General features: G+C 73.3%; 2 protein-coding genes. Both read left to right on the top strand.

What is annotated here, in order from left to right; translation table 11 throughout:
• Nucleotides 1–6 precede the first annotated feature (6 nt).
• Nucleotides 7–15,546 carry a non-ribosomal peptide synthetase gene (locus tag AC068D_RS25985; RefSeq protein WP_478825466.1) on the top strand — a complete coding sequence of 5,180 codons (15,540 nt, stop codon included), beginning with the start codon at nucleotides 7–9 and terminating at the stop codon, nucleotides 15,544–15,546.
• Complete coding sequence (locus AC068D_RS25980) at nucleotides 15,543–15,752, top strand: MbtH family protein (RefSeq protein ID WP_478825465.1); 210 nt, start codon at nucleotides 15,543–15,545, stop codon at nucleotides 15,750–15,752. The genes AC068D_RS25985 and AC068D_RS25980 overlap by 4 nt, the downstream gene beginning before the upstream one ends.
• Nucleotides 15,753–15,999 lie beyond the last annotated feature (247 nt).

Here is a 15,999-nt window from a genome sequence, read left to right as displayed (position 1 = left end):
TGAACGATGTTTGACGCCGAGTCGGACCGGACTTCTGACGCCGGGGTACCCGTCACCGGTGGGCAATCCGGAATTTGGCTTGCTCAGCAGATCGAGCCGGACAGCTCGGCCTTCAACGTCTCGTTCACCCTGGAACTGCGCGGTGACGTGGACCTCGACCGCCTGACCGCCGCCGTGCGGCAGGTGGTCGAGGAAGCGGACTGCCTGCACGTCGTCTTCGAAACGACAGGGGACGGCGCTCCCCTCCAACTGCCCCGCCGCTTTCCCGTCGACGTCCACGTCGTCGACCTGCGCGCGGACACCGACCCGGAGAACGCCGCCTGGGACTGGATGAGCGTCCGCCGCGCGCGCCCGCTCGCCCTCGCGGACGGCCCGCTGTTCTCCCACACCCTGCTTCGGCTCGCCGACGACCGGGTGCTGTGGCACCAGTGCTACCACCACCTGGTCATCGACGGCCTGAGCATCGGCCTGCTCTCCCGCCGGGCCGGCGAGATCTACACCGGCGCCCGGCCGGTCGCCCCCGTCCACTGGGACGTGACCCGGCTCGCCGCCGCCGAGCAGGCCTACCGTGCCACCGAGGAGTACGCCGCCGACCGGGCGTACTGGCTGGAGCGTTTCGAGGACCGGCCACGACCGGTCCGGCTGGTCGAGCCCGGCCAGAAGATCATCTCGCGCCGCTACCGGCGCACCACCGAGCTGTCCGTGGCGGACACCGACCGCCTCAAGGCCGCCGCCCGGGCCTGCGGAGTCCGGGTGTCCCGGCTGTTGATCGCTGCCGTGGCCGCCTACCTGCACCGGACGACCGGCGAGCAGGACCTGGTCCTCGGCATGCCCGTCACCAGCCGGCAGGACCGCGCCGTCCTGGGCATCCCCGGCATGGTCTCCAACATCCTGCCGCTGCGGCTGGCCGTACACCCCGGCATGACCGTGGCCGAGCTGCTCGCCCAGACCGACGAACGCGTCGGCGAGGCCGTCGCCCACAGCCGCTTCCGCGCCGAGGACCTGGCCAAGGAACTCGGCCTGGTCGAGGGCGTCCCCGAACTCGTCGGGCCCACCGTCAACGTCCTCCCCGGCACCGACTGGCTCCGCTTCCGCGACCACTACTCCGACCTGCGCCCCCAGTGGCTCGGCGCGGTCAGCGACCTCGCCGTCAGCGTCGGCGAGTCCGTCCGCGGCGCCATCCGCGTCCTCTTCGACGTGGACGCCGACCAGTGCACGGAGGACGGCCTCGTCGTCCACCAGGAGCGCTTCGGCACCCTCCTCGACGCCTTCACCCAGGAGCCCGGCCGGCGCATCGGCCACCTCGAACTCACCACCGCCGCCGAGCGCGCCCGGCTGCTGGAGGACTTCGGCGCCTCCCCGAGCGACTCCCCGGAGCTGTCCTGGCCCGCGGCCTTCGAGGCGCAGGTCCGCCGCAGCCCCGAGGCCGTCGCCCTGGTCTGCGAGGACCGCGAACTGACCTACGCGGAGCTGGACGCTGCCGCCAATCGCCTGGCCCGGCTGCTCGCCGCCCGCGGCGTGGGGGCCGAGGACGTCGTCGGCGTGGCCCTGCCCCGCTCGCCCGAGCTCGTCACCGCCCTGCTCGCCGTGATGAAGGCCGGCGCCGCCTACCTGCCGCTGGACTCCGACCACCCGCAGGACCGCCTCGCCTACATGCTCCAGGACGCCGGTGCCCGCACCGTCGTCACCGCGCGCGAGCAGGCCGAGGGCCTGCCCGAGCTCCCCGGCCTGGAACTGCTCCGGCTCGACGAGCCGGAGACCGCCGCCGGCCTCGCCGCGCAGGACCCGGCCGCCCTCGGCCTGGACATCCCGCTCGACCGGGCCGCGTACGTCATCTACACCTCCGGCTCCACCGGCCGGCCCAAGGGCGTCGTGGTGCCGCACGACGGCGTCGGCAGCCTCATCGCCACCGCCACCGAGCGCATCGGCATCCGCCCGGACAGCCGGGTCGTCCAGTTCGCCTCCGTCGGCTTCGACGTGACGGTCTGGGACCTGATCATGTCCCTGTGCGTCGGCGGCCGGATCATCGTCGTCCCCACCGAACGCCGCGTCGCCGGCCCCGCGCTCACCGACTACATCGCGGAGCACCGGGCCACCCACATGATCCTGCCGCCCTCGCTGGTCTCGGCGCTGCCGCAGGACTGCGAACTGCCCGAGGGTGCGGTCCTGGTGGTCGGTACCGAGGCGGTGCCGAGCGAGCTCATCGCCCGCTGGGCCGACCGTCTGCAGATCGTCGTGGCGTACGGCCTCACCGAGGCGACCGTCAACTCCACCCTGTGGCTGGCGCGTCCGGACTGGCAGGGCCCCGCCCCGATCGGCGAGCCCGACCCCAACACCCGCGCCTACGTCCTGGACTCCGCCCTGCGGCCGGTCCCGGTGGGCGCCGAGGGCGAGCTGTACGTCGCCGGGCGCGGCCTCGCCCGCGGCTACCTGGGCCGTGCCGGACTGACCTCCGAGCGTTTCGTCGCCGACCCGTTCGGCGAGCCCGGCACCCGGATGTACCGCACCGGCGACCGGGTCCGCTGGAGCGCCGAGGGCAACCTGGACTTCCTCGGCCGCGCCGACGGCCAGATCAAGATCCGCGGCCACCGCATCGAACCGGGCGAGGTCGAGAGCGCGTTCATGGCCTGCCCGGGCATCGCCCAGGCCGCCGTCCTCGTCCGCGAGGACCAGCGGGCCGCCAAGCGGCTCGTCGCCTACCTGGTCGCCGAAGCGGCCCTGGACACCGCCGCCGCCGAAGCCGCCGTCACCGCCGCCCGTGCCGAGGCCGCGCAGGGCCTGCCCGACTACATGGTGCCCTCGGCCGTGGTCCGTCTGGACGGGCCGCTGCCGTTGACCCCCAACGGCAAGCTCGACGCCCGCGCCCTGCCCGACCCGCAGTGGACCGCGATGGCCGGTGCCGCAGCCCCCACCACCCCGGCCGAGGCCGCCCTCGCCGACCTGTTCGCCGACGTCCTCGGACTTCCCTCGGTCGGCGTCCACGACAGCTTCTTCGAGCTCGGCGGCGACAGCATCGTCGCGATCCAGCTGGTCACCCGGGCCCGGGCGGCCGGTCTCGCGATCAGCCCCCGCGAAGTGTTCCGGCTCCGGACCGTCGCCGCCCTGGCCCGCGCCGCAGGGGACGCCCCGGCCCGGCCGCAGGCTGCCGCCGCGCTGCCCGAGCCGTTCTCCCTGGTCCCGCTCAGCGCCGAGGACCGGGCCGAGTTCGCCGACGGCCTCGGCGAACTGCTGGACGTGGTCCCGGCCACGCCGCTGCAGGAAGGGTTCTTCTTCCATGCCGCCATGGACCGGGACGGCGCCGACGGCTATGCCGTGCAGGACACCGTCGAACTCGGCGGTGACGTGGACCCCGAGGCCCTCCGGGCCGCCGTCCAGCGCCTCCTCGACCGTCACCCACTGCTGCGCGCGGCCTTCCGCCAGCACCCCGACGGCCCCGTCGTCCAGGTCATCGCCTCCGACGTCGCCCTGCCCTGGCAGTTCACCGACCTGACCGGCCAGGACCCGGCCCGGCAGACCGCCGCCGTCGAGGAGATCGCGGCCGCCGAGCGCGCCCGCGGCTTCGATCTCGGCGCCCCGCCGCTGATGCGCGCGGCCCTGGTCCGACTCGACGGGAAGCGCTCCCTGCTGCTCCTGACCATGCACCACATCATCGTCGACGGCTGGTCCGTCTCCCTGGTCATGCGGGAACTGCTGGACGGCTACCGGCCCGGCACCCCCGTCACGGCCACCACCCCGGACCAGGCCTACCGTGCATACACCGGCTGGCTGGCCGGGCGTGACCGGGAGCTGGCCCGCGCGGCCTGGCGGGAGGCCCTCGCCGGACTCGACGCACCCGCCGGACTGCCGGTACGCGCCCATGCGACGGCCGGCGCCGAAACCGGCCGGATCGACCTGGAACTGTCCGCCGAGCACACCGAGGCGCTCACCGCCCGGGCCCGCCGCCTCGGACTCACCCTCAGCACCGTCGTGCAGGGCGCGTTCGGCCTCGTCCTCGGCGATGTCGTCGGCGCCCAGGACCTGGTCATCGGGACCACCGTGTCCGGCCGCCAGGCCCCCGTGGAGCAGATCGAGACCCTCGTCGGCCTGCTCATCAACACCGTGCCCGCCCGGCTGAGCTGGCGGCCCGAGCAGCCCCTCGCCGAAGTCCTCGCCCGGTTCCAGGACGGCCAGGCCGAACTGCTCGATCACCAGCACCTCGGGCTCGCCGAGATCCAGCGGGCCGTCGGCCGCGGCGACCTGTTCGACGCGCTCGTCGTGGTGGAGAACCTGCCCGAGGCGGGCGACCTGGCCGACCCGCAGGGCACGGTGCGCGTCCTCGGCTCCGAGATCCGCGACTCCGTGCACTACCCGCTCGCCCTCACCGTGCTGCCCGGAGAGACGCTCCGGCTCCAGCTGGACCACGACCCGGCCCGGTTGGGCGCCCGCGCCGCCGCCCGCTTCGCCGGCCGGTTGCGGTCCCTGCTGGAGCAGGTCACCGCCGACCCGGAGCTGCCGGTCGGCCGGATCGCCGCCCAGTCCCCGGACGATGTGCGCCACACCCTCGCCGCCCTCGCCGGAGCCGAGCGGCAGCTGCCCGCCGGCACCGTGCACGGCGCCTTCGCCGAGCAGGTGCGCCGCACCCCCGTCGCCGTCGCCCTGATCCACGAGGACGGACGGACCTCGTACGCCGAACTCGACGCCCGCGCCGAGGCGCTGGCGCACCGGCTGACCGCCCGCGGGGTGACCGCCGAGTCCGTGGTGGCCGTAGCGGTGCCCCGCTCCGCCGACGCCCTGGTCGCCCTGCTGGGCGTCCTCAAGGCCGGCGCCGCCTACCTGCCCGTGGACGTGGACTACCCGGCCGACCGGGTCCGCCACATGCTGTCCGACTCCGGTGCGCGGATCGTCGTCACCACCGGGCACGCCCTGCCGAAGCTGCCCGCGCTCGACGGCGTGGCCCCGGTCCTGCTCGACGGTGCCGAGACGGCCGCCGGGGCCGCGACCGCTCCCGTCGCCGCACTCGCGCCGGTCGACCCGGACAGCGCCGCGTACGTGATGTACACCTCCGGTTCCACCGGCGTGCCCAAGGGCGTGGTGGTCCCGCACCGGGCCGTCGTGGGCCAGCTGGCCTGGACCGCCGAGGAGTTCGGCTTCGGTCCCGGCGAACGGGTGCTGCACCAGTACTCGACCAGCTTCGACCCCTCCGTCCAGGAGATCTTCGTACCGCTGCTCACCGGCGGCACCGTGGTCGTCGCCAAGCCGGACGGCCACCGGGACCCGGCCTACCTCGCCGAGCTGATCCGCGCCGAGCAGGTCACCAACGTCGATCTGGTGCCCTCCCTCTACACCGCCCTGCTCGCCGAGGACGTGCCGGGCGCCCCGTGGTGGGCGAGCCTGCGCCGCGCCTTCAGCGGCGGCGAGGCACTCCCGGTCCCGCTCGCGCGGCGCTGGCAGGAGCGCACCGGCGTGCCCCTGCACAACGTGTACGGCCCCACCGAGGCGGTCGTCCAGGTCACCAGCTGGGAAGCGGGCGCCGAGTCGGCCGGGGAGGCCACCGTGCCCATCGGGCGGCCGGTGTGGAACACCCGGCTGTACGTCCTCGACCGGCACCTCCGCCCCGTCGCCGACGGCGAGCCGGGCGAGCTCTACATCGCGGGCGCGCAACTGGCCCGCGGCTATCACGACCGCACCGCGCTGACCGCGGAGCGTTTCGTCGCCGATCCGTTCGGCGGTCCGGGGGAGCGGATGTACCGCACCGGAGACATGGTTCAGTTCAGTGGAGACGGTGTGCTCGCCTACCTCGGGCGCACCGACCACCAGGTCAAGATCAGGGGTAACCGGGTGGAGCTCGGGGAAATCGAGGCCCGGCTGCGCGACGAGCCGGCCGTCGCCGACGCCGTCGTCGTGGCACGCGACGACGAGCGGGGAGTCAAGCAACTGGTGGCCTATCTGGTCCCGGCCTCCGGTGCGCGGGACCTGGACACCGAGGCCGTGCGCGCCGCGCTGAGCGGCTCGCTGCCCGCGCCCATGGTGCCCAGCCACTTCGTACGGATCGACGCCTTGCCGCTCACCCCCGGCGGGAAGACCGACCTCAAGGCCCTGCCGGCCCCCGAGGTCCGCAGGAGGCAGAGCCGCACCGCGACCGCACGCGAGGGTTACGAGCAGCGGCTCTGCGGCATCTTCGCCGAGGTGCTCGGCATCGACGGGGTCGACGCCGACGAGGACTTCTTCGTCCTGGGAGGCGACAGCATCCTGTCCATGGCGGTGTCCAGCCGCGCCCGCAAGGCGGGTCTGTCGGTGACCCCGCGCGACGTCTTCGAGCGCCGCACTCCGGCCGCCCTGGCCGCCACCCTCACCGGTACGGAGACCACCGCACTGCCGGTGGTCGCCGACTCCGACGGCGTGGGCGACGTACCCCTCCTGCCGATCGTCCACCAGCTCCGCGAGGACGGCGGTACGATCGGCCGCTTCAACCTCTCCATGCTGCTCCAGGCGCCCGCCGCCGCCGACACCGAGAAGCTGACGCGCGTCCTCCAGGCGGTCCTCGACCACCACGACGGCCTGCGCCTCACCCTCACCCGCATGGACCTCGGCCCGGCGATCCCCGCCCTCTGGTCCGCGCGGACGATGCCCGCGGGCTCGATGGATGCGGCAGGACTGCTCCACCGCGTGGACGTACGGGGCCTCGACGACGCAGCACTCCGCACGATCGTCACCGAGGAGTCCGACGCCGCCGCGAACCGGCTCGACCCCGACGGGGGTGTGACGGTGCAGGCCGTCTGGTTCGACGCCGGTGCGGACCGTCCCGGCCGACTGCTGCTCGTCATCCACCACCTCGTGATCGACGGCGTGTCCTGGCGTGTGCTCCTCGGCGACCTCGCCGCCGCGTGGGACGACGTCGTACGAGGCGAGTCCCCGGACCTCGAGCCGGTGCCGACCTCGCTGCGACGGTTCGCCCGGGACGTCGCCGAGCAGGCCACCTCCCCGCAGCGGCAGGCCGAACTGCCCTACTGGGCCAGGACCCTGGCACCCGGAGCCGACCTGGTGGCCGGAGCCACCCGCACCGGTACGGCAGGGACGGCCCGGGAGCACGTCGTCACACTGCCCGCCGACGAGACCCGGGCGCTGCTCACCGCCGTGCCCGCCGCGGCAGGCGCCGACGTGACCGAGGTCCTGCTCGCCGCGCTGCGGCTCGCCGTGTCCCGGTGGCGTGCGGCGCACGACGGCGGCCTGCCGGTCGACGGCGACCTGCTGGTCGATCTGGAACGCCACGGACGCGACGGCACCGACGCCGACCTCTCCCGCACCGTGGGCTGGTTCACCGCTCTCCACCCGGTGCGCCTGCCCGCCGCCGACGATCCGCTCGACGCCCTCAAGCAGGTCAAGGAGTCCGTGCGGTCGGCCCCGGACTCCGGCGCCGGATACGGCATGCTGCGCTACCTCAACCCGCAGCTCGCCCCGGTGTTCGCCCAACTGTCCAGCGCCCAGGTTCTGTTCAACTACTTCGGCCGGCTGCCCGCCGATCAGACCCATGACTGGGCGCCCGCCGTCGAGTCCGACGCGCTCGCCGTCGAGCCCGATGCCGACCTCGCCCTGCCGTACCCGCTCCAGGTCAACGCCGTGTGCGCGGACACTCCGAACGGCCCCGAGCTGCGCGCCACCTGGACCTGGCCCGACGGCAACGCCCTGACCGACGAGGACGTGCACGCACTGAGCCGTGCCTGGGCCGATGCCCTGCGCGACCTCGTGGCCCGAACCGCCACGCCCGGCGCCCGGCCCGCCCTCACCCCCTCGGACGTGCCACTGGTCGCCCTCACCCAGAGCGACATCGAGCGGGTCGAGCGTGCCGGCACGGCACCCGTGGCAGACATCTGGCCGCTGTCGCCGCTCCAGGAAGGCATCTACTTCCACGCGAGTTACGACACGACCGCGCTGGACGTCTACACCGCACAGGACACCTTCGACTTCGACCACAGGCTCGACGCCGACCGGCTGCGCGCCGCCATCGGAACGCTCCTGCGCCGGCACCCGAGCCTGTGCGCGGGCATCGTCAGCGACGGTCTGCCGGAACCCGTGCAGTTCGTCTGCCCGGCCACCGAGCTGCCCCCGCCGCTCACCGAGATCGACCTGTCCGCGCTGAGCGAGACCGAGCGCCAGGCCCGGCTCGCCGAGATATCCGACACCGACCGGCGGCAGCGGTTCGACCTGTCCGCGCCCCCGCTGTTCCGGCTCACCCTGATCCGGCTCACCGACACCTCCGACCGGCTGATGCTCAGTCACCACCTGGTCGCATGGGACGGCTGGTCCCAGTCCCTCTTCCTCGACGAACTGCTCGGTCTCTACGCGGCCGCCGGCGACGACAGCGGCCTGCCCGCCGCAGGCAGCTACCGGGACTACCTGAGCTGGCTCGCCGAGCAGGACTTCGACGCGGCCCGCGAGACCTGGCGGGGCGCCCTCGCCGGACTTGACGAGCCGACCCTCGTCGCCCGCGAGCGCGGCGACGAACCGACCATCCCGCGCCGCCGCACCCTCAGCCTTGGCCGCCCGCTGAGCGACCGGCTGCGGTCGTCCGCCCGTGAGCACGGGCTGACCATCAACGCGGTGCTCTCCGCCGCGTGGGCGCTCGTCCTGTCCTCCACGGTGGGACGCGACGACGTCGTGTTCGGCGCCACGGTCGCCGGACGCCCGGCGGATGTGCCCGGGGTCGACACGACGATCGGCATGTTCCTCAACACCGTGCCCCAGCGCATCACCCTCGACCCCGCCGAGCCGGTCGGTGACCTGCTGCGCCGGATCCAGACCGAGCGCGTCGCCCTGATGGACCACGAGTACCTGGGGCTCGCCGAACTCCAGCGCGCCGGCGGCCACCCGACCCTCTTCGACACGCTGTACGTCCTGCAGAACTTCGCCGACGAGAGCGCCTTCCGGCAGCTGACCGAGCGCCACGGCATCACGGGAGTGGGCAGCGTCGACGCCACCCATTACCCCATGACCCTGATCGTCAACCCGGCCGAGACGGTCCAGGTCAAGCTGGAGTACCGCCCCGACCTGGTGGAGGACGACCAGGCCACGGCCACGCTGGACCGCTTCGGCGCCCTCGTGGAACGGCTCATCGGCGACCTGACGACCCGGGTCGGCGCACTGGACCTGCTGCTGCCCGGCGAACGGGAGTCCCTCGCCGCCGAATGGGCCGGAAGCCGGGAGCCCGTACCGAACGAGACCGTCGCCGACATGCTGGCCGCTCAGGTGGCCCGTACCCCGGACGCGGTGGCCCTGGTGTTCGGCGAGCGCGCCCTCACCTACGCCGAACTCGACGCGCACATCAACCGGCTCGCCCGGTTGCTGCTCGCCCGTGGTGCGGGACCCGAGAAGGCAGTGGCGCTCGCGCTGCCGCGTTCCATCGACATGGTGGCCGCGCTGTTCGCCGTGCTGCGCACGGGCGCCGCGTACCTGCCGCTGGACCTGGACCACCCCGCCGACCGGCTCCGGCTGATGGTCGAGGACACCCGACCGCTCTGCCTGCTGTCCACGACCGCGGTGGCCCCGAGCCTGCGCGGTGACGCGGGCCCCGCTGCGCCCGAACTCCTCCTGGACGACGAGGCCGTGGCGGCCGAACTGGCCGGACTCCCGGGCGGTGGGATCACGGACGCCGAACGTCCCGCGTTCGCCCACGGCCTCGAGGACCGCCTGGAGCACCCCGCGTACGTCATCTACACCTCCGGCTCGACCGGCAAGCCCAAGGGCGTCGTCACCCCGTACCGCGGACTGACGAACATGCAGCTCAACCACCAGAAGGAGATCTTCGACCCGGCCATCGCCTCGACCGGCGGGCGGCGGCTGCGCATCGCGCACACCGTGTCCTTCGCCTTCGACATGTCCTGGGAAGAGCTGCTCTGGCTCGTCGAGGGCCACGAGGTGCATGTCTGCGACGAGGAGCTGCGCCGCGACGCCGAGGCCCTGGTCGCCTACTGCGACCGCCACCGCGTCGACGTCGTCAACGTGACCCCCACCTACGCCCAGCTGCTCATCGAGGAGGGCCTCCTCGACCGGGACGAGACCGCCGGGAAGCACCGTCCCGCCCTCGTCCTGCTCGGCGGCGAGGCCGTGTCCGACACGGTGTGGACGAAGCTGCGCCGCACCGACGGCACGTACGGCTACAACCTGTACGGGCCGACCGAGTACACGATCAACACGCTCGGCGGCTCCACCACGGACAGTGCGACCCCCACGGTCGGCCTGCCCATCCGCAACACCCGTGCCTACGTCCTGGACGCGATGCTGCGGCCGGTCCCGCCGGGCTGCCCCGGCGAGCTGTACATCGCCGGCACCGGTCTGGCCCGTGGCTACCACGACCGACCCGGCCTGACCGCCGAGCGGTTCGTCGCGGACCCGTTCGGCGAGCCGGGCGAGAGGATGTACCGCACCGGCGACCTCGTACGGCAGCGGCCCGACGGCCTGCTCGACTTCCTCGGCCGCACCGACGACCAGGTCAAGATCCGCGGCTATCGCATCGAGCTCGGCGAGATCGCCACGGCCTTGTCCTCGCACCCCGAGGTCGCACACGCCGCCGTGGTCGTGAACGAGGCCACCGGTACGAAGCGCCTGGTCGGCTACTTCGTACCGGAGGACGGCACCGAGGCGGGCGAGAACCTGCTCCAGCAGCTGCGCGACCACCTGAAGGCCGGGCTGCCGGACTACATGGTCCCCTCGGCGCTCGTCGCCGTGGCGACGCTGCCGCTGACCGTCAATGGAAAGCTCGACGTCAGGGCGCTGCCCTCACCCGACTTCGGCGGTACGGGCCCCAGCCGCGCGCCCCGCACACCGGGAGAGGAGACGCTCTGTGCCCTCTTCGCCGAAGTGCTCGGCCTGCCCGAGGGCAGCGTCGGCATCGACAGTGACTTCTTCGAACTGGGCGGCCACTCGCTCCTGGCCACCCGCCTGGTCAGCCGCGCCCGCACCGCGCTCGACACCGAACTCGCCATCCGCGACCTGTTCGAGGCGCCCACCGTCGCGGAACTGGTGGAGCGTGCGGCCCGCTCCGGTGCCGGCGCCGCCCGGCCGGCGCTGACCGCCGGTGAGCGGCCCGCCGAGCTGCCGCTCTCCCACGCCCAGCAGCGGCTGTGGGTCATCCAGCAGATCGAGTGCACCTCGGCCGCGTACAACTTCCCGCTGGTGATGCGGCTGCGCGGCACCCTCGACATCGACGCGTGGCGCACCGCCCTCGGCGATGTGACGGACCGTCACGAGGCGCTGCGTACGGTCTTCGAGGACCGCGACGGGCAGGCGTTCCAGCGGGTCCTGCCCGCCGGACAGGCCCGGCCGGTGGTCGAGCACGTCCGCGCCACCGAGGACGAGGTGCCCGGGATCGTCGACGCGGAGACCAACCGGCCCTTCGACCTCGCCGCCGAGCTGCCGCTGCGGGCCACGATCGTGGAGATCGCGGCCGACGACCATGTCGTCATCCTGCTGCTGCACCACATCACCACAGACGAGTGGTCCGACCGCCCGTTCCTGCGCGACCTCGCCACCGCCTATGCGGCCCGCCTCACCACCGGCACGGCCCCCGGCTGGGAGCCGCTGCCCGTCCAGTACGCCGACTACGCCCTGTGGCAGCAGAAGCTGCTCGGCGACCCCGCCGACGCGGACAGCCTGGCAGCGCGGCAGCTGGAGTACTGGCACCGGACGCTGGACGGTGCTCCCGAAGAGCTCGAACTGCCCACCGACCGGCCCCGGCCCGCTCGCCCCTCGTTCTCCGGAGCCGAACTGGACATCGACTTCGACGCCGAGGTCCACGAGGGGCTGAAGCGGCTCGCCCGCGAGACCGGCGCCAGCATGTTCATGGTGGTGCAGGCGGCCGTGGCCGCCCTGCTGCACCGCATGGGCGCCGGGACGGACATCCCCCTCGGCTCGCCCATCGCGGGACGCAGCGACGAGGCGCTGGACGACCTGGTCGGCTTCTTCGTCAACACCCTCGTGCTCCGTACGGACCTGAGCGGCGACCCCAGCTTCACCGAACTCCTCGGCCGGGTCAGGGAGACGGACCTCGCGGCCTTCTCCCACGCGGACGTTCCCTTCGAGTCGGTCGTGGAGAAGCTCAACCCGACGCGCTCGCTCTCCCGGAACCCACTGTTCCAGGTGATGGTCGGCTACCACGCGCGCACCGGGGACGAGCTGGAACTGGCCGGACTCCAGGTGGACTACGTGCCGTTCCGCATCCGCTCCGCCAAGTTCGACCTGGTGTTCAGCTTCACCGAGCACACGGGCACCGACGGCTCCGCGGGCTCGCTGGTCTGCCGCCTCGAGTTCGCCACCGAGCTGTTCGACCAGGAGACCGCCGAGCGGCTCGGCGACCGGCTCCAGGCGCTCGTCGCGGCCCTCGTCGCGGCACCCGAAGAGCCCGTCTCGCAGGCGGAGATCCTCGCAGCCGACGAACGCCACCTGGTCCTGGAGGGCTTCAACGGCACCCCACGTGCGGTCGACGAGGAGACCCTGCCCGCCCTGTTCGCGCAGCGGCTTGCCGAGCGGCCCGACGCGGTCGCCGTCGTGGACCGTTCGCGCTCGGCGACCTACGAGCGGCTGGACGCCCGCTCCAACCGGATCGCCCGGCTCCTGGCCTCGCGTGGTGTGGGCGCCGAAAGCGTGGTCGGCGTCGCCGTACCCCGCTCCGTCGACATGATCGCCACGGTGCTCGCGACGCTCAAGCTGGGCGCCGCGTTCCTGCCGCTCGACCTGGCCCACCCGGCCGACCGGCTCGCCTACATGATCGAGGACTCGGGCGCGGCCCTGGTCGTCGGCACCGAGCCGGTGGCCGGCAAGATCCCCGATGTGGCGGGCGTACCGGTGGCGCTGCTCGACGAGCCGTCGGTGGCCGCCGAGCTGGACGGTCTCCCGGACACTGCCGTCGAGGCAGGCCCGGTCGGCCTGGACCAGGCCGCGTACGTCATCTACACGTCCGGGTCGACCGGCCGCCCCAAGGGTGTCGTCGTCCCGCACGAGGGCATCGCCAGCCTGGTTGCCACCGCCGTCGACCGGATGGGCCTGGAACGCGACAGCCGGGTGCTCCAGTTCGCCTCGATCGGCTTCGACGTCTTCGCCTTCGAGCTGTCGATGGCGCTGTGCCACGGCGGCCGACTGGTCCTCATCACCGACGAGGCACGCGTCGCCGGACCCGCGCTCACCGACTTCCTCGCGGACCAGCGGATCACCCATATGATCCTGCCGCCGTCCCTGGTGTCGGCGCTGCCGCCGGGATGCGAGCTGCCCGAGGGATCGACCGTCCTCGTCGGTACGGAGACGGTTCCGCCGGACCTGTTCGAACGCTTCGGTGCGACGGCCCACCTGATCTGCGCCTACGGCCTCACCGAGGCGACGGTCAACTCCACGCTGTGGCCCGCCCGCGAGCACGCCGGCCGGCCTTCCGGCCGGGTCCCCATCGGGCGCCCGGACCCCAACACCCGGTGCTACGTCCTGGACGACGGCCTGCGGCCCGTCCCGCCGGGTGTGGTGGGCGAGCTGTACGTCGCCGGACGAGGCCTGGCACGCGGTTACCTCGGCAAGGCAGGGCTGACATCGGAGCGCTTCGTCGCGGACCCCTTCGGCCCGCCCGGAAGCCGCATGTACCGCACCGGTGACCGCGCCCGCTGGCGCAGGGACGGCAACCTCGACTTCCTCGGCCGGGTCGACACCCAGGTCAAGGTGCGCGGTTTCCGTATCGAGCTCGGGGAGATCGAGGCGGCCCTCGCCTCGCACCCGTCGGTCGCGCAGGCCGCCGTGCTGCCGGACCGGGACGGTGACATCGTGCGCCTCGTCGGCTACGCGGTGCCCGAGGCGGGGGAGCCGGACCCGCAGGAGCTGCGCGCCCATGTGGCAGGGCTGCTGCCCGAGTACATGGTGCCCGCCCTCGTCGTGGTGCTGGACGGCCTGCTGCCCCTCACCCCCAACGGCAAGCTGGACCGCAAGGCGCTGCCCGCGCCGGACTGGTCCGCAATGACGGGCGACGCCCGCCCGGCCACGGAGACGCAGGCCCGCCTCGCGGAGCTGTTCTGCGAGATCCTCAAACTGGACAGCGTCGGCGTGCACGACAACTTCTTCGCACTGGGCGGCCACTCCATGGCCTCCATGCGGCTTCTGGGCCGCATCCGCGCGGAGTTCGGAGTGGAACTGAGCATCCGGGACGTGTTCGACGCACTGACGGTCGCCGGTCTCGCGGGCAAGCTGGAGGGTGCTGCGGCCGCCCGCCCGGCGCTGCGGCCCACCGAGGACGCGGACGGCAGCCCGCTGCCGGCCGCGCCGGTCCAGCGCTGGCAGTGGGAGTCGCACCGCCGCACCCCTGGCTTCGACCACGCGCTGGTCCTGCGTTCGCCCGGCGGCGATCTGTCCGCCGACGCGCTCGCCGAGGCCCTCGCCGATGTGGTGGCTCGTCACGAGCCGCTGCGCACGGCGTTCACCGAGCACGACGGCACGGTGTTCCAGCGGCCGGCCGAGGCCCCGGCCCTCGTGCTCGACCGGTGCACGGACCTGGACACCCGCCTCGCGGATCTCGCCGCACGGACCCCGGACCTCGAGCGGGAGGCCCCCCTGCGGGCACGCCTGCTGACGGATGCGGAGGGCGGCCAGGCAGTCCTGCTGACCATGCACTACCTGGCGGTGGACGAGTGGTCGGTGGTTCCGCTGTTCCGCGACCTCACCACGGCCTACGCGGCCCGCGCGGCAGGCCGGGCGCCCGAGTGGGAGCCGTTGCCGGTGACGTACGCGGACTACACCCGCTGGGCGCACGAGGTCCTCGGCGACCTCGCCGACCCGGACAGCCGCGGCGGTCAGCAGCTGGCCTACTGGCGCCGGATGCTCAAGGACGTACCGGGGGAGCTGGCGCTCCCGACGGACGGACCGCGCCCGTCGGCCGAGGGCGGCGACTACGTGGGCTTCGTCCTGGACGAGCAGCTGCACGCCTCCGTGGACGAACTGGCCAGGGCGACCGGCACCAGCATGTTCATGGTGCTGCACTCGGCACTCGCCGCCCTGCTCACCGCCCACGGCGCGGGCACCGACCTGCCCATCGGTACGATGGTTGCCGGCCGCAGCGACGACCAGCTGGCCGACCTCGTCGGCTGCTTCCTCAACACGGTGGTGCTGCGCACCGACACGGCGGGCGACCCGACCTTCGCGGAGCTGCTCATCCGAGTGCGGGAGACCACACTCAGCGCCCTCGACCGGCAGGATCTGCCGTTCGACGCGGTTGTCCGGGCGACCGGACTGCCCCCGCAGGGACCGCAGGTCATGGTGATCCACCACGAACAGGCGGACCTCGGGCAGCTGGAGGGCGGCATGGGCTCCTTCCACGCCGTACCGACCGGCAGCGCGCGGGCGGAGCTGACCCTCAGCTTCTACGAGCCGCAGGACGACGGTCCGGTGCACTGCGAGCTGATCCACGCGGCCGACCTGCTCGGCCCGGACAAGGCCCGGCAGCTCGCCGAAGAACTTCAGACACTGCTGCGCACCGCAGCGGCCGACCCCGAGCAGCCGCTCTCCGAGCTGTTCACCGTAAAGTCCACGAGGAGTGACGACGCATGAGCACCAACCCGTTCGAGGACCCGCAGGGCCGGTTCCTGGTCCTGGTGAACGACGAAGGCCAGCACTCGCTGTGGCCCTCCTTCGCCGAAGTACCGGCCGGGTGGCGGGCCGTCTTCGGTGACGACACGCGGGAGGCGTGCCTCGCCCACGTCGAGTCGAACTGGACCGACCTGCGCCCCAAGAGCCTCCTCGCCCAGCAGGGCTGACCCGCAGAGTCGCCCCCGTCGCACGCACCGCCGCCCGCTGAGAAGTCCTCTCCGCGGGCGGCGTCCTGCTTCCCGCCGAGAGCCTGTCGATGCCTTGGGGCGCTGCTCACCGCAGCCGGGTGACTCCGGGGCCCTCCTGCTGCGGTGGCCCCGGGCGGCACCCGGCACAGATCGCCGGTGGTACGCCCTCCGGCCGTCGGCCCGTGGCAACCCCTGCCCCCTGAGGTCCGGCGCCCCGCCTCGAGGC

Source organism: Streptomyces sp. NPDC043861 (genome assembly GCF_056435905.1).
Note: the sequence above shows the minus strand (reverse complement) of the source record. Positions and strands in the feature narration are given on the sequence as shown.

Excerpts from the sequence above, each read along its gene's own strand:
- AC068D_RS25980 (WP_478825465.1), top strand. The coding sequence starts at position 15,543 with ATGAGCACCAACCCGTTCGAGGACCCGCAGGGCCGGTTCCTGGTCCTG.
- AC068D_RS25985 (WP_478825466.1), top strand. The coding sequence starts at position 7 with ATGTTTGACGCCGAGTCGGACCGGACTTCTGACGCCGGGGTACCCGTC.